The 23,210-nt window shown below is 38.8% G+C and carries 22 protein-coding genes; 2 read left to right on the top strand and 20 right to left on the bottom strand.

Annotated features, from left to right (window positions below; genetic code table 11):
• Window positions 1-527 precede the first annotated feature (527 nt).
• The 14 genes from ACQ334_RS13685 to ACQ334_RS13620 form a co-directional block, all read right to left on the bottom strand.
• On the bottom strand, window positions 528-1,112 hold the full coding sequence (locus tag ACQ334_RS13685; RefSeq protein ID WP_430988793.1) for a hypothetical protein: 585 nt from the start codon (window positions 1,110-1,112) through the stop codon (window positions 528-530).
• Window positions 1,113-1,128: 16 nt separating this feature from the next.
• Window positions 1,129-2,049: a 5-dehydro-4-deoxyglucarate dehydratase gene (locus ACQ334_RS13680; protein WP_430988792.1), complete on the bottom strand. Its 921-nt coding sequence runs from the start codon at window positions 2,047-2,049 to the stop codon at window positions 1,129-1,131.
• A gap of 82 nt (window positions 2,050-2,131) precedes the next feature.
• Window positions 2,132-3,670, bottom strand: coding sequence for a galactarate dehydratase (gene garD, locus ACQ334_RS13675; protein ID WP_430988791.1), 1,539 nt, complete (start codon window positions 3,668-3,670; stop codon window positions 2,132-2,134).
• Between the two features lie 7 nt (window positions 3,671-3,677).
• Window positions 3,678-5,114 carry a GntP family permease gene (locus ACQ334_RS13670; protein WP_430988790.1) on the bottom strand — a complete coding sequence of 479 codons (1,437 nt, stop codon included), beginning with the start codon at window positions 5,112-5,114 and terminating at the stop codon, window positions 3,678-3,680.
• Window positions 5,115-5,395: 281 nt separating this feature from the next.
• A complete protein-coding gene (locus tag ACQ334_RS13665; protein ID WP_430988789.1) occupies window positions 5,396-5,887 on the bottom strand; it encodes a hypothetical protein in 492 nt (163 codons plus the stop codon).
• A gap of 144 nt (window positions 5,888-6,031) precedes the next feature.
• Window positions 6,032-6,790 carry a DUF4272 domain-containing protein gene (locus tag ACQ334_RS13660; RefSeq protein WP_430988788.1) on the bottom strand — a complete coding sequence of 253 codons (759 nt, stop codon included), beginning with the start codon at window positions 6,788-6,790 and terminating at the stop codon, window positions 6,032-6,034.
• Between the two features lie 134 nt (window positions 6,791-6,924).
• A complete protein-coding gene (locus ACQ334_RS13655; RefSeq protein WP_430988787.1) occupies window positions 6,925-7,254 on the bottom strand; it encodes a hypothetical protein in 330 nt (109 codons plus the stop codon).
• A gap of 140 nt (window positions 7,255-7,394) precedes the next feature.
• Complete coding sequence (locus ACQ334_RS13650; RefSeq protein ID WP_430988786.1) at window positions 7,395-8,270, bottom strand: alpha/beta fold hydrolase; 876 nt, start codon at window positions 8,268-8,270, stop codon at window positions 7,395-7,397.
• Between the two features lie 359 nt (window positions 8,271-8,629).
• Window positions 8,630-9,133, bottom strand: coding sequence for a hypothetical protein (locus ACQ334_RS13645; protein WP_430988785.1), 504 nt, complete (start codon window positions 9,131-9,133; stop codon window positions 8,630-8,632).
• A gap of 167 nt (window positions 9,134-9,300) precedes the next feature.
• Window positions 9,301-9,735, bottom strand: a complete 435-nt coding sequence (locus tag ACQ334_RS13640) for an EthD family reductase (protein WP_430988784.1) — start codon at window positions 9,733-9,735, stop codon at window positions 9,301-9,303.
• A 101-nt stretch (window positions 9,736-9,836) separates the two neighbouring features.
• Entirely contained in the window at window positions 9,837-11,195 is a 1,359-nt protein-coding gene (locus tag ACQ334_RS13635) for an alpha-amylase family glycosyl hydrolase (protein ID WP_430988783.1), read from the bottom strand.
• 211 nt (window positions 11,196-11,406) lie between these two features.
• Window positions 11,407-11,802, bottom strand: coding sequence for a hypothetical protein (locus ACQ334_RS13630; protein ID WP_430988782.1), 396 nt, complete (start codon window positions 11,800-11,802; stop codon window positions 11,407-11,409).
• A gap of 36 nt (window positions 11,803-11,838) precedes the next feature.
• The gene (locus ACQ334_RS13625; protein WP_430988781.1) at window positions 11,839-12,405 is read right to left on the bottom strand and encodes a hypothetical protein; all 567 of its coding nucleotides are present in this window, start codon (window positions 12,403-12,405) and stop codon (window positions 11,839-11,841) included.
• 255 nt (window positions 12,406-12,660) lie between these two features.
• Complete coding sequence (locus ACQ334_RS13620; RefSeq protein WP_430988780.1) at window positions 12,661-12,942, bottom strand: HNH endonuclease; 282 nt, start codon at window positions 12,940-12,942, stop codon at window positions 12,661-12,663.
• A gap of 262 nt (window positions 12,943-13,204) precedes the next feature.
• On the opposite strand from ACQ334_RS13620, the gene ACQ334_RS13615 reads away from it, so the two are divergent.
• Window positions 13,205-13,699, top strand: coding sequence for a hypothetical protein (locus ACQ334_RS13615; protein ID WP_430988779.1), 495 nt, complete (start codon window positions 13,205-13,207; stop codon window positions 13,697-13,699).
• 3 nt (window positions 13,700-13,702) lie between these two features.
• Here the strand turns inward: ACQ334_RS13615 and ACQ334_RS13610 are convergent, their stop codons facing one another.
• Together ACQ334_RS13610 and ACQ334_RS13605 are read right to left on the bottom strand one after the other, a co-directional pair.
• The gene (locus tag ACQ334_RS13610; RefSeq protein WP_430988778.1) at window positions 13,703-14,671 is read right to left on the bottom strand and encodes a hypothetical protein; all 969 of its coding nucleotides are present in this window, start codon (window positions 14,669-14,671) and stop codon (window positions 13,703-13,705) included.
• Between the two features lie 209 nt (window positions 14,672-14,880).
• Window positions 14,881-15,528 carry a hypothetical protein gene (locus ACQ334_RS13605; protein ID WP_430988777.1) on the bottom strand — a complete coding sequence of 216 codons (648 nt, stop codon included), beginning with the start codon at window positions 15,526-15,528 and terminating at the stop codon, window positions 14,881-14,883.
• Between the two features lie 557 nt (window positions 15,529-16,085).
• Between ACQ334_RS13605 and ACQ334_RS13600 the strand changes: the two genes are divergently transcribed.
• On the top strand, window positions 16,086-16,652 hold the full coding sequence (locus tag ACQ334_RS13600) for a hypothetical protein (protein ID WP_430988776.1): 567 nt from the start codon (window positions 16,086-16,088) through the stop codon (window positions 16,650-16,652).
• A gap of 295 nt (window positions 16,653-16,947) precedes the next feature.
• On the opposite strand, the gene ACQ334_RS13595 is transcribed toward ACQ334_RS13600, so the two are convergent.
• From ACQ334_RS13595 to topA, 4 genes are all read right to left on the bottom strand, one after another.
• The gene (locus ACQ334_RS13595; RefSeq protein WP_430988775.1) at window positions 16,948-18,666 is read right to left on the bottom strand and encodes an ATP-dependent nuclease; all 1,719 of its coding nucleotides are present in this window, start codon (window positions 18,664-18,666) and stop codon (window positions 16,948-16,950) included.
• Between the two features lie 174 nt (window positions 18,667-18,840).
• Window positions 18,841-19,278: a DUF1801 domain-containing protein gene (locus ACQ334_RS13590; RefSeq protein ID WP_430988774.1), complete on the bottom strand. Its 438-nt coding sequence runs from the start codon at window positions 19,276-19,278 to the stop codon at window positions 18,841-18,843.
• Between the two features lie 35 nt (window positions 19,279-19,313).
• Window positions 19,314-20,156: a BRO-N domain-containing protein gene (locus tag ACQ334_RS13585; protein WP_430988773.1), complete on the bottom strand. Its 843-nt coding sequence runs from the start codon at window positions 20,154-20,156 to the stop codon at window positions 19,314-19,316.
• Between the two features lie 295 nt (window positions 20,157-20,451).
• Entirely contained in the window at window positions 20,452-23,031 is a 2,580-nt protein-coding gene (gene topA / locus ACQ334_RS13580) for a type I DNA topoisomerase (RefSeq protein WP_430988772.1), read from the bottom strand.
• Between the last annotated feature and the right edge of the window lie 179 nt (window positions 23,032-23,210).

Here is a 23,210-nt window from a genome sequence, read left to right as displayed (position 1 = left end):
ATAGAAAGATTGGTTTTGTGGTAGCGGATAGCTATGCCTATACTATTGGTATAATCTTATCACATCTGCTACACCACCAATATTTCTTTAGATCATCTTTTAATTCAGACTCAGTTCTTGTATCACAATGAGAACATTCTCTTATCGTTGCTTCATCTTCGTAAGCTACATACTTACAATTCCTGCAATACCATATTGTAAGAGGAGACTCTTCTTCGTCGATATGCCATGTGAAACTGTTTTCTTTACAGTTTGGGCAATTTTGTTCTGCCATAATTAATTTATTTCACTTCTTGGTCGGTGTCTTCACCTACCAACACCAATAGCATTATAATGCGGCATTTTGTTCGGTGATGACACCGACCAAGGAAAAAAAGAGGGATTTTTTGCCGGTAAATCGAAAAGACGTTTTATTCCCTGGCCCATGTTATCACCTATTCCCTGGTCGGTGTCATCACCGACCAACACCAACAGGATTATAAGGCATCATTTTGTTCGGTGAAGACACCGACCAAGGGGAAAAAATGTTATGAGCCTTTTTTTATCTCCTTTAAGTGTTTCGGTAAAAACTGTATTTCAGTTATCTCGTTTTCATTTTCAAAGTCATTGACAATATCAATAAAATCCAATTGTGTCATCTTTATTTGTTCGCCGAGAAGGTTTGTTAATATGAGGTCAACAGCAATTTCTTTGGAGTTTTTATCCAATGACTTCAGGTTATCAGCTTTTACTAAGATCTCAACTTTGTCATCAGGGTATTGCAAAAGAATATAGGTCCAATCAGTAGCCTCGAATTCAAGTCCCTTGTCAATTAGTTTAGCTCTTTGCCAATTTTGTTTAGGTTGTTTTGAAGAATAAAACTCCCAAGCGTCAAGCATTGGTGCCTGGTCAATAATATTATTTGTTTGAGCCAAGAGGTTTATATTTCCATTGGGAGAAAGTGTCAATGAGTATTCCTTTGTGAACCCCGGTCCGATTTCCCATGAAAGTTCCCAGTTCACTATTTTATGATCGAGTTCCTTCATCAGACCTTTGTCAAAATTGGAAGGATCAAATCCATTTGAATTTTTTGCAAACCAATTCCAAAACTCAGTTATTTGAAAGTCTAACATAGTAATGGTATGAAAATTAGCCTATAAGCGAATCAGACTGTTCTATCAATTGCTTCAGCAAAGCCACTTCTTCTGCCGACGGCATCAGCAATGGCGCCCTTACATCACCGGCGCTGCGGTTGATGATGGTGGCACCTGCTTTTATTAAACTTACTGCATAGCCATTCTTTTTACTACGCAGTCTTACAAAAGGAACAAAGAAATTTTTGATGATGGCTGCAACAGTTTCCTTATTGCCTGCCCTTAAACTTTTATAAAACAGGTTGGCTAACTCCGGCACAAAATTAAATACAGCCGAAGAATAAGTATTTACACCAATAGACAAATACGCTTCTGCAATAATTTCGGCAGTAGGTACACCTCCAATGTAGGAGAGACGGTTACCTACAGATTTAATAGTATCATTCAATTCCTGGATATTGCCTGTGCCATCTTTCAATGCAATCATGTTGGGGCAGGCATCAGCTAACTTTTGTATCCATGCACTTGATAACACTCCATTGCCACGGTTGTAATAAATAACCGGCAGGCTGGTATTATCCATAATTGTTTTAGCATAATGATAAGTGCCTTCCTCCGGGCATTCGGTAAGGTAGGGTGGCATCAGCAGCAATGCATTCATGCCTGCTTGCTCTGCAATTTTTGCATAAGCAATCGCATCAGGAATGCTTCTCCCCACACTGGAGATCATGGGTATTCTTTCTTTTACTGTTGCTGCAGTAACGGTTACTATCTGCCGGTATTCCTCTTCTGATAAGGAAAAAAATTCGCCTGTGCCGCCGGCAACAAAAACAGAAGATACATCGTGGGTTACAAACCAGTCTAGCCTTGCTGCGTAAGTGTTGGGATCGAATTGTCCCTTACTGTCAAAATCTGTAACAGGAAAAGATAATAAACCGTTTTCGAGAGAAGCTTTGATGGTAGTTAGTGGTAACATTCGAGTTGTAATTTTAGATTTTAGATTTGCGATTTTAGATTGGTGAATGGTCAATAGTGAATAGTGAATTGTCAATAGTGAATCAGGTTAAGGGCCCGGGGTTAAATAAAACTAAATCGTTGTACAAACCTAATTTATCAGTGGCTACTTTTTTGGTACCGCTGGCTACATCAAGAATGTATTGAAATAATTCCCATCCCATTTCTTCTACAGTTTTTGTACCGTAGGCAATGGGGCCGGCGTCAAAATCAATCAGGTCGAACCAGCGGTTGCTTAAAGTGGAATTAGAACTTACTTTTATTACAGGCACCATGGATAAACCATAAGGTGTACCCCTGCCCGTCATAAACACATGCACATTCATGCCTGCAGCCAATTGCAGCGTGCCACAAACAAAATCGCTGGCCGGTGTAGCCACAAAATTCAATCCTTTGGTGCGTATCTTTTCGCCGGGTGCCACCACATCTACAATGGGCGTGCTGCCCGATTTTACCACAGAGCCCAATGCTTTTTCCACGATATTGCTGAGGCCACCTTTTTTATTACCAGGGGTGGTGTTGGCACTGCGGTCTGCCTGTCCTTTTTGTAAATAATTATCATACCAGGCCATTTCATCTTTTAATGCCTGCGCCACTTTTTCGTTGGCAGCACGGGGAACAAGTAAATGAACCGCATCTCTTACCTCTGTAACTTCGGAGAACATAACGGTGCCGCCAGCACGAACAATAAGATCGGCTGCAAAACCGGCTGCCGGGTTGGCTGTTAAACCGGAAAAAGCATCACTGCCGCCGCATTGCATACCCACTACTAAATCGGCTGCAGGGCAACTTACCCGCTGGCGCTGATTGAGTTTTTTTAAATGCCGTTCTGCCATTTCCATAATACCCTGAACTATTTGTACAAAGCCGGAAAATGATTCGTCCTGCAAATACAATATGGAATCTTTTGCATTTTCATCACCATCCCGTAATAATTTTTCGGGCCTTAATTTTTCGCAACCCAAACCAATGATCATCGTCTCATCACCAAAATTCGGGTTTTGAGCAATATGTTTAATGGTACGTATTGGTATCATGGCCGCAGGTGCATCAATGGCAATACCGCAACCATAACTATGGCTGAAGGCCACCACATCATCCACATTGGGATATAAGGGCAAGAGTTCTTTTCTTATTTTATCAGTAACAAAATTGGCAATACCCGCCACACATTGCACACTCTCGGTAATGGCTAATATATTTTTTGTACCCACGCTGCCGTCAGCATTTTTATAACCCATGAAAGTATAACCTGCTAATGGTGTAAGAGCAGGAACTGCTGCTTTATTGTACACAATATCTTGTAATAATGGAGGCAGGGGCATTTCTAAATTGGTTTCATTTATCCAGCTGCCTTGTGCTACATCTTTATTGGTATGGCCGATTATTTGTCCGTAACGGATTACCGCACTGCCCGCAGGCATATCCTGCAATGCCACTTTATGCCCCATGGGAATATCTTCGGTTAATACAATGCCTGCCGAAACCATAGTGCCTTTTGTTAACCCCGACGGGTTAGGCACAATGCCCACATTATCCAGTGCGGTGGTTTTTATAATAGCGGCAGTTGAAATAGTACTCATGCTTTGTTTAGATAAGTGGAAAAACTTTTGATAAGATCATTACGGCAATCAAACCTGCAATACCCATTACGGTGAGCATCACAGAGAAAAAGCGTACCGTTTCTTTTTCTTTCATACCCGACATTTCGGTGATGATCCAGAATGCACTGTCGTTCATCCACGAAAATACTTTAGAGCCGCAACCTATCACCAGTGCCAGGTAAACCGGGTGAAAGCCCAATACCGCCGCACTGCTGAAACCCTTCATTACACCAATGGTAGTTACCATGGCCACTGTTGCCGAACCCTGTGCTGTGCGTACCACGGCTGTTATCAGGAATGCTAAAGGTAGAATAAAGCTTTTATTCACTGAAGCCATGGCTGCTATTTGTACACCAATACCTGTTTGCTGCAGCATTTGCCCGAATGTGCCACCTGCAGCAATAATGAGTACAATGGTGCCGGCACTCTTTACCGCCTCGGCAATTATTTTTTGAAAGGCAGCATTATTATTGGTGCGCCTGTGCAGCAACAGTAATGCAATAGCAGCGGCAATAAATAAAGCAATATTACTATCGCCGGCTACTTTAAAAAAAGCTAATAGCATCGATTGAAAAGAACCAGGGCTTACCGTCTTTTCATTGATAAATAAATTGACGATGGTATTGCCTGCAATTAAAACAATGGGCAGCACCACGGGCAGTAAAGAAATACCAAGGCCTGGTAAAGTGCCCTGTTCCTGCGCCGCTTTTTCTTTTAATTCGGCAATGGAAATATCCGGCGTGTCACGCATGGGCAGCTCCCATTTTTTATTGGCCCACCTGGCATAGATATAACCGCAGATAATGGTGATGATGCCCACAATAGCACCCATCATCATCATGATACCATGGTTTACGCCCAGTTCGTTAGCCACAAAGGAAGGGCCGGGTGTTGGCGGTATCATCGCATGTGCCATTACACCACCACCCACACCGCAACTGAGGTATAAACTGAACTTACGTGGGTTATGAATACCCATGGATTTCACCAATGGTATCATTAAAAAATACACCATATCGATAAATATGGGAATGGCCAACGCAAAGCTACCCGAGAGAAATGCCAGCGCTGCATTTTTTTCGCCTACGCCTTTCAGTAAGCTGCGGATAATGCGCTCTGCCGCACCACTTTTTATTAATGCCGAACCAATGATAGAAGCGAAAATTACCACCAGCCCGATTTTGGCTGCGGTATTACCAAAGGCATTGGACAAGCGTACCCCGATTGTTTGTAAAGAAAATTTTGCGGCCTCCGCATCGGCCATGCCGCTGTGTACCGCATATTGGTACAGCTGCGCCTGCGAACATAATATACCCGTAAGCAATGCGGCAAACAGCAGCGCAATAACCACGTGAAGTTTTAATACGATGATAGCAAACAGCACCACGGCAATTCCTATAGCTACAATGAGTAATGCATTCATATTACTGCCGGCTGATATTTTTTGTAAACGGGTTTGTAAACAGCAAGTTTTTAAAGATAAGAAAGATATGGTATTCGGGGGCTGAAATGCTGTTTTAGTTTGGCGGGGCCATGGGGCTCCTTTGGAGCAGAGGTTCTAAGAATTGCAAAGTAGCAAAATTAATGTATCATGGCTTTAATATGTTTGGTCTTGTGGAAGAGTGAGCTTATGGCTATGTTGTTGGTACGCCTGGCGCAATGCTAACGCTGCATACCGACAACGGCGAAGTTGGGCGTAGATTTTTAGTCGTCACTCCTAAAATACCATGGGTTCCATTTTTTACTTGTCCAAAAACCTTTCTGTTTTTTTACAACCAAACTTCCATTTTGAATTTTATAAAGCCGTCCTTTCTTAAATAACAACTTGTCTGGGTATGTCATTCGATTTTGTCCCCATGATGAAAGTGCGATGCTTGCACTTTGTATTGGCGTTATTCTTTCAGATATTTCATCGTCGGATAAAATGAGTGTGTCAACTGTAACGCCGTCAACATTTACATGGCTTAATGTGTCATAGGTTGGAACTATGCGAAAAAAAACGGTGTCGTTTTTTAAAGTCCAAGTTCCCTTTGTCCAGCTTGCAGACATGTCAAAGTTCCATGTGTATTTAAAAGTATTGTCTGAATTAATTTGAATTCGGTTGCCAAAATAATCCCGGTAGCGTCCGATGATTTTGTCTTGAGCAGTCAAACAAAGTGAAAGAGATAATAAAAAAGTAATTGTCAAAATTTTCATTATAAACGGGATGTCGAATAAACTTACGACCAACGCATCAATGCAATTTACTAAAATTACTAATTTGAACTAGCGGCAATATGAAATCTTACCTAAACATGGGTGGATAGTTCTTTACATTGTTCATTTTAGCTGCATACTCTTCTAAGTGTCGGTTGTGATATCGTCCCATTCATTGGCATACATTGTCAACCAGTTTAAAGCAAAATGCCTTTCCATTATGATATCTGGATTTAAATTAGCAGGAATTTTTTTGTTATTTATTCTTGCATCCTCTGTTGCCCAATGTATTCTATAAATTAAATCTGTTTCATTTAAAATGTCTTCTGTACTTCTAAGTTTTGCTTTATTAATCCACCCATTGGGGTCGGTGTCCAAATTGGGTAAATTTTGATAGTTACTAAAGTCGCAAATTGTTGTTGGAAATGAGAGTTTATCAAAGTGCCCTAAAGCCCAAAGCAAAACATTTAAATTTTCAAGTCGCCAGGTAACCGGATTATTGTCATTATCTGTCTTAATTTTTTTCTCTAAATATTTTTGTTCGTCAGGCGAAACATTTTTCCATAAGTCGTACTTTTTAAAATACGCAATTATTTCATCGGAAGTTTTTTCTTTGTTAGCAACAAATATTAGTCCATACAAAACCACGGCTTTACGAGCAACTTCATTTGCATCTCTAAAACGAGCCGCTTTATAATCTTCTACAAATGGTAAATGGTCTAATGTGGGAACCCCTTTTTGTTTAAGGAATTTATTGGTAAAGTTTTTTCGTTCTTCACTTGTCAATTTATGATTGGTGGGATAAATACCTGCAGTTGTTGTGTCAGTTGTTATTGTTTTTGAAGTTTGTTTAGCCTTTGTGTTACAGCCAAACAAGGCAAGAAGTCCTGATAACAGTCCCATGATAATAAATGTGCTATGCCTGTGAATTGTTGTCATAGAGTTGAAACTAACGTTTGTATTTATGCTATTAAGTTTTGCAGGTTTGTATTGGCAAACACTCCGTTAATGTTGTATGTATAATTGGTCAATGCAATTTACTTTTCATTTCTTATTATTTGCTGTCTGCAATAGTCTGCTTGTTGTGTCATTTGCATTTTGTCGGCACAAGTTGCAAGGTCAAACCAAAAATCTTCTGAAAAATAATCACCGCTTTCGTCAGCCATTTCAATAAGAGTGTCAAGAGCAAGCCCCCATTCGTTATGTTTTAAAAACTCTTTGCTTTCTTTAAATTTCTCACTGTCCTTATAAAACTCCGGAACCTGCTCTTGTCTCAGCCTAAGAATTGCAGCAGGTGTTAAGTCAGAAGACTTTGCCTTACTTTTTTTGAATATGGAGAAGATGTTCATTAGAGTTGCTGCTAACATTTGTATTTATAGCAGCGCCAATGCAATTTACTAAAATTAAAATATAAAAAGGAGGCAATAGAACTGTTACCCAACAGGCGCATTGCTATCGCTGCATAACAACAACGGCGAAGCTTGTGTTTTACTTGAAATGTTTATGTTTACTTTAAAAAATCACTCATATATTTCAATATTGTTTTTGTATCCATCATCAGGCTCACATGCCCTTGAGAAGGAACAATTGCCAGATGCGATTTTGGCATCGGGCTTAAATCAGCAGCAACACCACCACCCAGTAACTGATAGGTTTTCATCAACTCCACTTTATCCAATCCATCATTGTCGCCGGAGATGATTAGTACAGGTGCAGTAATTTTCGCAATATTGGAGTCTCCGCAGTTGAATGGTTCCTGGGCAAAATCAAACATCTGTTTTAAGTACTTCCTCCATTTTGTTTTATCAGGTGCCACTGCATCGTATCCTGTTTTTAATGGTGTGTTATCAAATAATTCAGGTTTAAATTCGTTGAAAGCATTGTTTATTTCCGGCAGCCAGCCACCGGTTTTGTAGGTAGAAGAAATGATCACTAATTTTCTTAAGCGTTTAGGACTTTGCACAGCAAACTGGTATGCTACAGAGCCACCCATACTATATCCTGCAATATCAGCACTGTCAATTTTTAAGTAATTCATTACTTCTTCCACATCTTTTGCCAAAGTAACAATGTCTAATTTTCTTTCTGAATATGGCGAGTGCCCATGCCCTTGCATTTCAATAGCAATTACTTTTCTTGTTTTTGATAATTCAGGTATTAATTGTGCCCAGTTCATTTCAATGGTGTAAAAAGCACCATGCAATAAAACGATAGGTTTACCTTTACCATATACTTCATAATAAATTTTAGTGCCGGTAACAGGAGCGTAGCCAGTTTTTACAGGTTTAACTTTTTGCCCGATGGACTGAAGGGCAGTAAAAAAAAGCACTACAAATATGCCTGCAAAATTCAGCGCCTTGAAATTTTTATATACTCTTTTCATAAAACATTTTTTTATTAAAATTTTATTGCCAATGCAAAGATGGAATTCATTTCAGCAGATTATATATTGTAACTACGACAACTTTAAGGTGAATTGCGACAAAGCATTTTCTCTTACACTAAAAATAAAAAGCTGTGCCGGTCTTTAGGTGTTGCTGTAGCATGAGTGATAACATTTGTATTTACACACCAGTAAATCCCAGCACGCTTGTATTGGCAATCAATCCATTGATGTGATACCTTTTATATTTATGCCGGGGTAAATGCAATTTACTAAAATTAAAATATGAATAAGGGCAATAAAATAACGATACTAAAACCAACTTTCGCAACTACTCCATGTTACATGCAGTTTTGTTGTCAGCTGATCCAACTGTCAAATTTTTTTATAAACTTCCACTGTTTGCCGGTTCGTTTGTAAACAGCCTTATACCCCCAACCACCTAACATACAATTGCAATCTTCAGTAATCCCGATCACTACGGTCTGCAAGTCACGTGAAAAAACAGGATACGTAACGTGGTAAAAAATATTTTTTGAGCAAGTGGTGTCTATAAATGATTTTTCAAGCAGGCCCTTAGCCGGCCAGTAGAAATATAAACGTCCTGTATCAACCGAAAGGTTTGAAGATTTCTGTATTTGCTCCTCAATAAAACTTTTGTCATTACTGAAGTAGGCATTTAATATCTCATCCGGAATTTTTACCTGGTCAAATTTTCCACAGATAATCCTTGCAAAAATTGTGTCTTGCTGTATAATGTCGTTGAGCGTTGAATAAACCAGGTCTTTATTTATTTCCGGATTGTTGGTACAGCTAAAAAATGCAGAAGCAAGTACCACTGCAACTAAAAGAAGTCTTATCATAGTTTTAAAATAAGATGCAAAATCGGGGAGTGTCCATAAAATTAATGATGTTGACAGGCCGCAATAAAAATGTTACTGTACCGGAACAGAATAAATTCTGTTTATTGTTATTTTTATTCAACACTTTCTTTCGAGCCTTCCAATAAGTCAATACCGCTTGCTATTCTTTATTTTTTGTTATTGTATTCCAGCTTTTTAATTTCACTTATCTGCACAACAGGCTGAATATTGGTGTAATTTTTAAAGTCGCTGATAACGGCCTCCCTGTTTTGCGCTATCGCTTTATTATATTCAGCAACATCAGTAATGTAAAAATAACCTATGGCTACAAAAGGCACTTTATCAGTTGGTGTTCTGCCGGCTATGCCTTTATCAATTTCATAGAATTTTAAATTTTTACCTAAAAAACCTGCCACCATGGGCATGTGTTTTTTTTCATAATAGTCCATGTCAAAAGTTTTATCTTCTCCATTCGGATACAATATTGTTACCTTAAACATCCCTGTTTCCCGGGCAGGGGAGTTTTTTAACTGACTGGTTTTGCAACTTAGCAAACCTGTAATGGCGAAGATGAACGAGAGGAAACTGATTTTAGTGATCATAAAAATTATATTTTGTTATGTACCAGGTAATTTTGTTTTAAAATATCCATCTGCATTTTATTGGTGATTTACTAAAACTAAACTTGCCTTTTAGCTTTATCTCAATTGTATTCATACACCACATAACCCCACGGCTCTATATTCCATTCGCTGCCGGTTAAGGGCTCTTTTGTACCCATAAAAACATTGTAGGGTTTACCCCATAAAGTTTTTTCTTTTATAGTTATTGGTTGTGGGGTATTGGAGAGATTGAGTATCACCAATACCTTTTGTTTTCCTTTCTCTCTTACAAATGCATATACGGCCCTGTCGTCTCCCACATTCAGTTTTTTAAAAGAGGCCCCGGCGGCAAGCGCCATATTTCTTTTACGAAGATTGAGCAGGGTTTTATAAAATGCAGCTCTCTTAAGCTGATCAAAAGTCATCGGGTCTTTATCAAAAAATTTTAATGCCCTCAGTACCGGTTCTTCCTGGCCGCCATAAATTAAGGGAACGCTATTAGCCATTGTTTGTGTAAATACTGCAAAGGGCTCGTGAACAGCACCGGGAAAAGTTCCGTAATCTGCATGGTTCCAGCTATTTTCATCATGGTTGCTGGTAAAGTACATCTGAATAGTATTGGCAGGATACATCTTGTCGCTTTCATGTTTGATGCTATCTATTCCAAAGGCGGGCCTTTCTCCCTTTGCTATCTGCTCCATCATTTTAAACATATGCCATGGGTAAACAGCATCAAAACCACTTTCGGGCAGGTAGGCACTGTCACCTTCGGCAAGCATGAAAATATTTTTCATACTTTTTAATTGAGGAATACATTTACGCCAGAAAGCAGCAGGAACGTTCCAGGCTACATCGCATCTGAATCCATCTATACCGGTGTTTGAAATCCAGAATTTCATAGCGGTAATCATACTATCCTGCAGTACCGGGTTTTTATAATTCAGTTGTTTGGTATCTGCCCAGTCAAACGCAGTTGCTGCTTTGCCGCTGCTGTCCTTTACAAAAAAATCGGGTTGTTCTGTAAGCCACCTGTTGTCGGCGCCGGTATGATTGGGCACCCAATCAATAATCACTTTCATTCCCTTGTTGTGTATGGATAGTACCACCTGTTTAAAATCGGCGATGGTACCAAATTCAGGATTGAGTGCGGTATAATCTGACACAGCATAATAACTTCCCAGGGAACCTTTTCGGTCTACCTTGCTAATGGGATTAATGGGCATAAACCAAATGGTTTGTACGCCCATTTTTTTCAAACGGTCAAGATGTTTTGCGAATGCATTTAGAGTGCCTTCCGGTGTATACTGCCTTACATTTACCTCATAAATATTCCCCTGCGATATCCATGCCGGGTGGCCATTGATCAATTCATTTTTAGTTTTGGAAGTTGTGGCAGTTTGACAAAAGCTATAAGAAAATACAAGGAACTGCAGGAGGAGAATACTGAATATTTTTTTCATGATGCAAATTTTAAATAATCAAAACGATTGCGCCAGGCAAGCGACCGGGCTGCATACAACGGGCAGAGTGGAAGTGCACAACAACATACCTGTAACCGAAGTTAAATTTATACTTAAAAATTGGTGTTTAAAAATGCTGCCCGGCAAAGTTGGTATAACGGTACTAAAACCAGTAGCGATAACATATTGAAGTTAATAATGCACAACCGTGTTAAACACCGTTCAGCCGGGATTTCAATTCATCGTTAGTAATAACCCCGAGCCTGTGCAAGGCCATTGACAGGTAGGGCTCTAAATTTGATTTATTGGCTGATGTGTCTAATTGTTGTAAAAAAGAAACCAGGTCTGCCTGCCCCGAAAAATGATGCAACCTTTTCAATGCAGCAAATTGAACTCCCGGATCAGGATCCCGGAGGATACACCATTGCATAAATTTGTAAAATTTCACATCCCCGGTGTCCCCGACAATCATTACAGCCTGCATTCGCTGGCCAGGTTTTAAAGCAGCAAATTGTTTGGACGATACCAGTCCCGGAAAAAGAATATCCGGCAATGGAGGCGGTTGTGGCTTTTTAAATATTTGAAAGATCGTTTTGATTAGTTTCATGTAACGACGGTTAACATTTGTATGTATACACGCTGTTTATCGTAAAGATTCAAATTTTGTTCCGGTCCATTTGTAAAACTCCGGCTTTACTTGCCATTGGTCCAGGTACAGATTCATACTATCGTTCAGCAACTCCGAATTACCAACTAATAAATTGCTGCCCTGCTGGTAACGGTATCCCCATTTGCCATCGCCTTCAACAGGAAAAACAAATATCTTACCGGTTATTCTGTCAACCATATAAATAGCAACGCACATGGTGCCGCAGGATTTTTCTACGACAGTGTATTTTCCTCCAAAGTTTATGGGCATACCTTTTAACCGCTCTGTCAAAAATTCTTTAAAACCTTTTTCATTTCCAAAGTCAACACTTTTAAAATCGGGCTTGGCAAGCTTTCCGGTATATAACCTGGCGGACAATTTACCGAAAGAATATTTGGTCTGAAACGGTACCCAACTGTTATCCCTGTCTGTTTCCGGAATAGATACAGTAGTCTTTGCGGTATCGGTTTTACTGATTAAGTTATCCGTATGAGCAGGGGCTTTTGTTTTTTCAGCACAAGACGCTACGCAAATAAGTAATGTGATATAGAAGATTCGCATGTTAAACTATACAACAATTAAATTGATACTGTTGTACACTATAAAGCTAAATAAACTTGTACTAACGATCAATATCTTAATCTTTACTATTGCAGGTTGTAACTGTTACACCAATAAATGAGGTAGGTATACTATATCATTAATGCAATAGCCGGTGGTGATAAATTGATACTGAAGGGGACGGTGATGTTGCTGCGGTAATTGAAGGAGAAGGTTTTTGCCGGTAGAGCGTAAAAAGGTATAACTTCTTACCGGCTATTTCTTTTTAATGGTAGTATCAAAAAACTCCAGTTCCTTTTTACTTACCCATTTAATGAATTTGGTGATGTCTTCATGCTCCTTAATACGCTCTACAGTATTATAATAATTTTTGAGTTCCGTTTCTGTGAACACCGCATGCACTTTGGCCTGGCAGATTTTGTGCATGGGTACTGTTGGGGTATCCCTGCCGCCTTTGCTGGGTGGTATCAGGTGATGGCGCACAATAGGTTCAGCTAATTCACGGTTACAGAGGGGGCATTTACCAGTATCAGGCATGGCGATGATGTTGTTGTACGGTAAATATATTGTTTGATCAGCACTTGATAAAATTGTTTTGTGAAATTCTGGTAGCTTTTGGTAAATACAATGCATACCGCAACAATTTTAAAAAAGCGAAGCTTTAACAGTAATAAAAAGCAATCCAGCTGTAATAAGCCTACCTTCAAGAGATTTCATTCACCAGCTGCCGTAACCTTTCAATATAACTTGCATTGAACCGGATGCTCACACCAGATTTCAATTAACTAAAAAAAAACTTATGAAGACAAATCTCCGCTACTTCTGTTTAGCAATCTTACTATGCGTTGCACTACCAGTATTTTCTCAAAAGTATAAAACAGTTGAAGACACAGCTAAGCTTAATAAAGAGTATGTAAAAGTGCTCAATGATATAGCGGAACTAAACGCTAAACTAACCATTGCACAAAACGACCTGCCCGGCTACCAGGCCAAGGCTAAAGATGCCAATGATGATGCCGCTACTGCAGCATCTGCCAGTAGTGACCAGGCTTCTAAAGCAACCAACGGAACCGTTAAGGATGCCAAAAAAGCTAAACGAAAAGCTAATAAGGCATACGGTGAAGCCAAAGATTCTAAATCGGCAAAAGGGAAACTAAGTGGCCAGGAAAATAAAATAACCCGTTACCAACTGGATATAAAGAAAAAACAACAACGCCTTGAAGAACTGGATATAATGCGTACAGCAATTAATCTTAAAATTCAAACCGGTGCTGTTCCCCAAATACAACAATAACTTTTATTTTCCCTTCATTTGATTGAAGAAGTACAAAATCACTTCTAAATTTACAGCAGAGGTTGTCCAGTGCCCGACATTTTCAAATGTTTTGAAGATGGTGGTAATGTTATGCCCGAGGTAAATTTTCTGACAAGCAAGATATCTTTCCTGTACATTGCTGCCAATGTTTGCATTAATAATTTTCCGTTCTTTTTTGTTATACGCATCATCAAACTGAACGGCATCGTTATCATCCAGCTTTCCCATATAGATGAACTGCGGAATAGATCTGTAAGTAACACTGTCAAAGGTTTTACCGGATATTTTAGAAAAGTCGTTTGTGCCAATAGGGTAGTTGAGTGTAATGCCGTTGAGTTTGTTTTGAGGCAACATCAGTTCTCCGTTAAATCCTCCCATGGCTAATGCTTTTATTTTTTCGGGATGCAGGAACGAAAAACGGTTGGTAAACGTAGCAGAAGCCGAAAAACCATTCATAAAAATTTTCGGATCAACCTCGATATGCATAGCAGTTAATACAGCCCGGGCATCAGTTATCATTTGCAGTAGTTGCAGATCCAATCGTTTTAGCCGGGGTGATCTTTCCAGCATTACATCCCTGTCTAAAGCATGCGTATACATAAGTGGTTGCGATGCCGGCCTTGGAAAAATGGGCACCAGCAAAGGTATTTTAAGCTCGGTAGAAATATTATTGCCCACCGAACTTACCGAAGCCAGGTCAATGGCGTATTGCTGATGCACTTCCATGCTGTCTGTTATTTTGCCTGTGTTATTAGGTTCTACCAGCAGGAATATTTTTTTATCCAGCGGTGTTTTTTGGGGAATAAATAAAATGTAATCGTTGTAAAATCCTTTTCCCGGATTTGCTTTTATCACCAATACACTATCGTTTTTAAAACTTGCTGTTGCAGCATTTTGTGCAGCAGCAATACAATACGAAGCCATGAAAATGAGGATGAATACAGAACGCATGGTAAACCTTATTTTAGTTTGATGTTAGCATTTTTTACAGTGACGGGGCAAAACTAATCACTATCACTTGTCGGTTATTACAACCAGTAATGAGCTGTTTTTTATTGGTACTGTATTGAATGAAACGGGAGATGAATTGAAAAGCGACCTGCTTCTTAACGAAGGGATAAATAAATTTGATTGGTGTTGTTGTGAGAATGAACTTCAGGCTATCTTTTTACATTTTCATTCGTCAAAAGATGGTCTGTTAGAATTCTTACTGCCGGGTACTCATTGTATGATGCCTTTAGCTTGTCAATATTGACTTTGCCCGGAGCTAACACAATAAGATAGCTGTATGTGTCATCGCCTAAGTAGTTGTCATGAATAATTTTTTTAAGGGGAATATATATTGAGCCATAAGAAATTAAAATACTTCTTTCTTTAAATTGATTGCGGAACAGGGGATGAAGCCTTTTAAAAAGCTGGTCCATTTTAAAAAATACCTGGCTTAGTTCAATGGAATCTTCCTTATGCTTGTTTATATATTCAAGCCAAAGAGCATTTTTGTGGATAGTGACGGTATCCAAAAACCTAAAGCTGATACTTCCGGGGGAAGAATTTAAGGAACTGTCTCCATTGGGTTTGAACGAGATAAAATTGCTGAAGATTTTACCTGATGCCAGTTCTGTTACGGAGTCTAAAATAGTTTTATTTTTTACATAATAATTTTCTTTCTCCGTGTCTGAATAGTCTTTGTAATAGGAATACTTTTTACCCAAAAGAAAATACTTACTCTCACTGCATGAGTGTAAACCAAACAGGATGGCCACGCTTATGAAACAGTGCCAACTTGATTTTTGTAAATTCGACTTCATGGAATACTTGTGACTATAACTGCTAACGGCAGGTTGAAAATATACAAATGAAGATAATAACAAAATTCCAGACAGCTATGCCACTGACTGCACCAAAGAGCAAAGATGTAAGGGGCGTTGTAGATAGAATAGTGGTTACCTACTGGCACAAGTGACCTTCCTTCGGAAGAACACTTGTGCCAGTAGGTGGAGTGGGGGAGGGGACTGTATATTTTCTTATCACTTCAGGCGACAGCACAAGAAAATTTAACGAAAGCTAATAGAAAGATCAACAAAGAGAAAACGAAGAATGAACGAAGGATGCACGTAGTGTTAGTATATTACTACCGGATAACTGGTGAAGTAGCAATGGCTGGGCTTTGTTGTGGTGGTGGGAGTGGGCTTCGGGCTGTGTTGTGGATTTATTATCTCCTGCAAGTTCATGCTGCGGTTAAAAACCGCTAAGATTAATGGGCACAAGTGCCCTTCCTTCGGAAGTCCACTGACCAGGGTAGCTAACTTAATAGCGTTGTTTTATATTTGAAATATTACTATCTTGTTTGTAAACTATAAATTTTATGAAAAAACAATTTGATATTAAAATAGATTATGACGGATGCGTTACTCTAAAGGAATTAACCCTCATAATAAACCAAATAGAGTATGAGATTGAAACATATTTAAGAATTCAAATTAATCTTAAACCCCTTATAAGTAATCGTGTTCAAAATCATTATCTACAAATAAAGAATATCAGAGAAGGTTCATTAATTATTGGTGGTCTTTTTATTATTGGAGGATTTTCCGGGGGATTAGTTGTTGGTAGTTTAAAGAAAGGTTTCGAGAAAAGCCTTTTAGCAAAGCGTCTTGAAAAAACAGGAGAGAATATTGGGAATAAAATGGATTCATTACTTGATAAAATTGAAAAATCCTTGACAAGGCTGGCAAAGAAATTGAAATCCCAAAAAAGCGGGATTAAAAAAATTAGTTTTTCAATAAAAAAGGAAAAAGTAAAAAAAATATCACATTCTACTAATAATATTACTTCGTCTAAAAAGGAAGTTCGACCCGAAGAATATTCAACACTGAAGAAAGATTTAAAGGTTCCAAAACGTATGATACTTAAATCTTCGGGTCAGAAATAAAATATTTTTCAGTAGCTGATAAAGCTTTGCCTTGATCAGATTCCCGGATTGTTAGTATGCAGTTAAGCCAATACAGCGTTTGCATATCAACATTATTTTAACACAAATGCTTTGTCGAAATTAATATCTCACTATTTTAATGTAATTGCTGTTGTGGGAACGTGGGCTTCGGGATGTGTTGTTGTTTTATTATCTCTTGTAAGTTTATGCTGCGGTTAAAAACCGCTAAAATCAGTAGGCACGAGTGAACTTCCTTCGGAAGAACACTTGCGCCAGTGGAGGGCGCCAGTTTGGGTTACTCAATTAAGCTTAAAATTTCTTTTGATAAAAGTTTATCAATAGTCCAATGTTTTTCTTCCACTAAATTCCAGAAGATATCCTTTACATCTTGCGCATTCCTTATTATTTTTTTTGCATCGTCAAGATTTTTGACTGATTTATTTCGAATACTAGCATGAGCTCGGGTTAAATTTGCAGGAATATTTTTATCTATTGCCGCATTGGTATAGCCATCATTGAAAATCTGGTTTGCGCAGCTCTCAAGGACAGAATCATGCTCTTTAAATAATTCCTCAATAGCAAAGTTCTCTGGGAAGACGATTAGAAAAACATTATTTGCAAACTTATATTTTATAAAACCAGTTGCCGTTTTTTTTATTTCATCTCCCTTTTCAATTGTATTTCTAAATTCCTTTATCCCATCATCATTGTCAACAAGAAAATATACGTTTCGTCCCATGCTAATATCTACCGACCTGAGCACATCAAAATAGCGTTTTAAATCTGATACCCCATTTAATCTTTGGGTGACATTAATTTTAGCTTCCCTTAGTTTTTTTTCTGTGACTTCCTTGGAGTCTTCAATAATTATTAATGTTTTACTTTCAGAGGTTTTAAAATAGATATCAAAATTTGGGTCTCCCATGAGTATTCCTATTTCTTTAATTTCATCTTCTGACCATTCTGAAACTTTTTTACTTCTAAGTAAAGCATGTTTGTCTACAGAAAACCACATGATTCTGTCGGCATTTTGTTTTGAAGTCGCCAAAAGCAAGGGCGAATGGGTCGAAATGAGCATTTGAATGTTGTCTAGCCATGTGTCCGAACAAAGTAAATAACCTAATTTGAAAATTATATCTGCATGTAGAAATGATTCTGGCTCTTCAATTAGCCATATTGGATAATAAAATCCTCTGTGTAGTGTTCTATCACTATCCAATAGAAAGTGAGTTTGGTATAAAATAGTTGATTGAGCTCCTGTACCTTGAGACTTTAATGAAACATCTGGTAAATCTGCCGATGCTTTAAATATTATTTCTGAAACTCCTATAACATCCTCTATTTTTTCTGGCAAATCAACTTTTGTGTCGCATCCTGGCCAAATGTTTTGTAAGCTTTGCGTCAATCCATTTGAAAGATATAGATTTGCTTTTTTACGTAATTCCGTCCATTGGTCTTGTAGCAAAGTAAGGCTATCTTTTATATTTACATTTCTTCCCCAATTAGATAGCAATCTGCTTTTTAATTTTTCCTGAGCTTTTTCTAGCAACTCTTTTGCTTCTTGCGGATGGATATACGATACTGATATTTTATCTAGGAACTCAGTTAACTCAATAGGTAGTTCATCATAAGGTAAATCCTTACCTTCCATGGTATAGTCAATAAAAATGGTTTCTGCTTTTTCTCTATAAGTGAAATTTTTATAAAGAATTAATGTTTCTCCAAAACGAGTAAACAATTTTTGTTGAAGAGTTTTTGTAGTTACCAAATTAAAATCAAAGGTGACGCTGATTACTGACCTGTTGTATCCAGCCCCTTTAGATCGCAGTTCAGTTTTGTTTATGAACTCTGAGAAATACTGATTGTCGTCAAAAAAGCAATGAATAGCTTTTAGCACAGCAGATTTTCCGGCATTATTTGCACCTACAAAAAAATTAGCCTGTAATAAATCAAATTTTTGCTCCCTTCTATAACATTTGAAATTTTGAATTGAAATTGATTTTAATAGTACCATAAGATTTTATTTACATACTCCCTTTAGAATCCTGATGTTCGCTTAAACTACCATACAACATTTGTATTAATAATAGCATCAATGCAATTTACCATAATTTTTAATATGAATATATAACTATAAAAAACGCCACCCATTCCCAAGTAGCGTCCTCCAATCTATTCCAACAAAATGTTACTTCTTCTTAGCCACAGCCTTTTTCACCGCTGTTTTCTTCGCCCTGGCTTTCAACTGTTCTTCCCTTAAAGCACGCAGATCAATTTTTGAGCAATCAGTAATCAGCTCCTTTACAATTTTAAGTGGCATTTCAGTGGCGTTATTAAAATTAATGCAGCCTTTTTGGAAGCTGGCGTCTTTCAATAAGGCTTTATATTTTTCGTATATCACAGGAGCACCATACATTGGCAGTACGTGCAAGGACATATAATTTTTTACGCTGGCAAGCCCATACTTAAAAGTTCCCGGTGCATTATAAATGATCATGTCTTTACCCATCATGGGGGCAATTACGGGTGTTACGGTTTTGTCTTTCTGTATGATAATTTCATGCAGTTGCGCTAATAATTCCTGTCGCTCTGCAGGCTGGGTTGCTATAAATTCAGGTATTGTCATGGTTCGATATTTTTAGTGATTCCGCACATGCAATATTAATCCTTATCGTTTGTTTTGTTTTTCAATTGCAACGCTGTTTTTGCATTTAAAGCAGACACTACTTTTTTACCTGTTCTTGCTTCCAGTTCTTTTCTTGCTACTTTAGCAACATTGCCTCCTTGCTTTGCAACATCTTTACTTTCTTCAAAACCTTCAGGATTTACTGCTGCCGAAATATCCCTGGTAGATGCTTCTGCCAGCATATTTAAGATCAATTCGGTATTGGTCATGTTATCTCTCAGGTTTTCCTTTTTTAAGCCTTTTAGTATTTTATATTCTTTGGTTGTTTTCTCCGACCATTCTTTGGTAATAATATCGGTAAGTGTTGCAAACTGGGGCCCTTCTTTTAATCCTCTTTTTCTCCATTCATCGGTTAACTCTTTGCGTATCTCTATGCTTTTCAGGCGCTGGTTGATCCAGCTTTCAGAGTAACCTAATTGCAGGTATTGTTCCATGGCTCTGTCAATAGTAAGTTCAGGGTCCTGCATTTCGTCTAATCTTTCAGCTGCAATTTTTGCCAGCCAGAGTTTAAATGGTTCTGCTTTGGGAGAGGGGATGGATTGGATGAGGCGGAAGAGTTGTTCGGTATCGGCAACATCAGTTAGATAAAATTTGCCGTCGGCAGATTGCATTTTCAGTTGACTACAATTTGTAGTCAACTGACTTCCCTCAGCTTTTAGCCGTGTTTTTAAAACACTCCAATACTTTCTTGCATTAGGGCTGTCGGTTAAAACAGCAACCACATCTACAATAGATATGTACCATTTTTCCTGCTCTTCATCCCAAAGCGTTCTTACTTTTTTATTGTCGAATATTTTTATGGCGTCTTTCTTTTCCATGTTGAAATGATTTTTAATTTTTATTGGATTTTTCATTCAGTTGGTCTGGTAGACTCATCTGAGGAAGCAGGTAAGGCGCATTAGTGCTTATGCTGAGGAAAGATACTACACGTTAGTATAGGAAAACAAATATAGCTATTTGTACTAAAGATTTTAAAATGTAGAGTAAAAAATAGTCCAGCATGCTGCCGGACTATTTTGAGGATTATTTTACTCCGGTCGGTGAGAGACCGACCAGGTTACAACTATTTTTTTATGGTCGGTGAAGACACCGACCATGGGTGGAGGAGATTCGTTACTTCTTCTTCGGCGCCGCCTTTTTCACCGCAGTTTTCTTCGGCCCTTTAGATGCTGCTTTCTTAGCCGGAGCTTTTTTATCAAAAGCTTTTGGTTCCTGGATGAGGATCATTTTCTTTACGTCATCAATTTCCAGCGCCTGCAATTCTTCAGGCGTGTATTTGCCTTTAGCACCACCGCCGGTGAGTTTGTATTTCTTTTTGCCCATTTTAATAATGGCGCCCCAGCGTTCATTTTCAATAGTGATCTTATCTTCAGGAAAAGCCTTGATAACACGGTTGGCTTCCTTTACAATCTTAGCCTGTATCAGTTCATTAATGTCATTCTGCGAAAGGTTATCATAATTATACCGAACGGGAATGTTGATGAACATATCGTTCCATTTAATGAAGGGGCCAAAGCGGCCTTTGCCTTTGGTTACCGGCTTGTCTTCATACATCGCCACCGGCATATCAGCTTTTTGCTTTTCGTTGATGAGTGCAATGGCTCTGTCCAGGTCAACCGTACCCGGTTCTTCGCCACGGGGAATAGAGATGAACTGGTCGCCGAATTTTACATAAGGGCCAAAGCGGCCAATGTTCACCGTTATTTCCTGTCCTTCGTATTCACCCAGCGGAGCGCCGAGTTTAAATAATTCCAGGGCATCTTCAATCGAAATGGTCTCGATGCTCTGCGTGGCTTTTAGTTTGGCAAACTTTGCTTTTTCCTCGCCTTCGGTAACCCCTATCTGTACCATCGGGCCATAACGCCCCATACGTGCAATAACGGGTTTGCCGCTTTCCGGGTCAATACCCAATGCTCTTTCACCTACGGCACGTTCTGCATTTTCTAAAGTATGTTCAACACCTTCATGAAAAGGCGTATAAAAATCACTTACCATTGTATTCCACACGATCTTGCCATCGGCAATTTCATCAAACTCTTTTTCTATCTCGGCAGTAAAATTATAATCCATTACCTGCGTAAAATGCTGGCTTAAAAAATCCGTTACCACCAAACCCAGATCGGTAGGGAATAATTTATTTTTTTCTGCACCGGTATTTTCCTGTTCGGTTACTTTAACGATCTTGTCGTCTTTCAGTTTCATGATCCTGAAATCTCTCTTCACACCTTCTTTTTCTTTTTTCTCTACATAAGTTCTTTTAATGATGGTAGAGATAGTGGGAGCGTAGGTACTCGGCCTGCCAATGCCCAGCTCTTCCAGTTTTTTTACAAGAGATGCTTCGGTATATCTTGCGCCTGGCCTGGTAAATCTTTCGGTAGCCAGCATCTGGTTGAAATCTAATTTTTGTCCTATTGCTAAATTCGGCAGGCGGCTTTCATCACCATTATCTTCATTATCCTCATCATCACTGCTTTCTAAATACACTTTTAAAAAGCCATCAAATTTTATTACCTGTCCGCTGGCAGTTAAGTCTTCGCCGTTGGTGCTGATATTTATTTTAGCTGTTGTATTCTCTAATTCCGCATCTGCCATCTGCGAAGCAATGGTACGCTTCCATATCAGTTCATACAAACGGTTGAGGTCGTAATCGTCCACCGATTTATTTTCCATATAGGTAGGTCGGATGGCTTCATGCGCTTCCTGTGCACTCTCGTTCTTGTTTTTGTATTTGCGTACCTGTAAATATTTATCGCCGAAACTTTTTCCTATTTCTTTTTTGATGGCATCCATTGCCGTCTCGCCCAGGTTCACACTATCCGTACGCATATACGTGATCTTACCACTTTCGTACAACTTTTGCGCCAGCAACATGGTTTTGCTTACACCATAGCCTAATTTACGGCTGGCTTCCTGTTGTAAGGTGGATGTGGTAAAAGGCGCTGCTGGTGTACGTTTGCCCGGCCTTACCTGTATATCTTTAACGGTGTATTTTGCCCCTACGCAACTTTGTAAAAACTTTTCTGCATCATCGGCCTGGCTAAACTTGCTGCCTTCGGCTTTAAAATTTACCGAGCGGCTATTAATATCAGTTGCCGCAAGCGATGCTTCAATTTTAAAACTGCTTACGGGTACAAACTGGTTGATCTCTCTTTCTTTTTCTACAATTAATTTTACCGCTACACTTTGTACACGGCCTGCACTTAAGCCGCCTTTCATCCCGATCTTACGCCACAATACGGGGCTTAATTCAAAACCCACGATCCTGTCCAGCACACGGCGGGCCTGCTGTGCATTTACCAGGTCCATATTAATAGTACGTGGATTGGCTACAGCTTTCTGTATCGCCGGCTTGGTAATTTCGTGGAATACGATACGCTTGGTGGTCCTGGGATCCAGTTTCAACACTTCAGCCAGGTGCCAGCTGATGCTTTCTCCTTCACGGTCCTCATCCGATGCCAGCCATACTTCATCACTTTTTTTAGCTAAAGCTTTTAAGTCGTTAACCACCTTGGTTTTATCGGGAGATATAATATACTTGGGTTGAAAATTATTGTTGATATCAATACCCATATCATTTTTCTCCAGGTCACGGATGTGCCCGAAACAACTTTTTACTTCAAAGTCTTTTCCTAAGATACCTTCAATGGTTTTTGCCTTTGCAGGACTTTCTACTATCAATAAGTTTTTTGCCATACTTTGAATTCCTTTTTTTTATCCGCCTGTGGCAGATTTGCTGAACACGGATTTTCAGAATTAAACGGATTTGCACTGAAAAAAAATCATAAAAATCCGTTTAATCCGTGTCATCCGTGTTCCTGTTTTCAGCCGCCAACGGCGGTTATTCCAACTGCAATATTAGTTTAAAATTGAAA

Origin of the sequence: Ferruginibacter sp. SUN106 (assembly GCF_050611765.1) — a bacterium.
Classification (GTDB): Bacteria; Bacteroidota; Bacteroidia; order Chitinophagales; family Chitinophagaceae; genus Ferruginibacter.
Note: the sequence above shows the minus strand (reverse complement) of the source record. Positions and strands in the feature narration are given on the sequence as shown.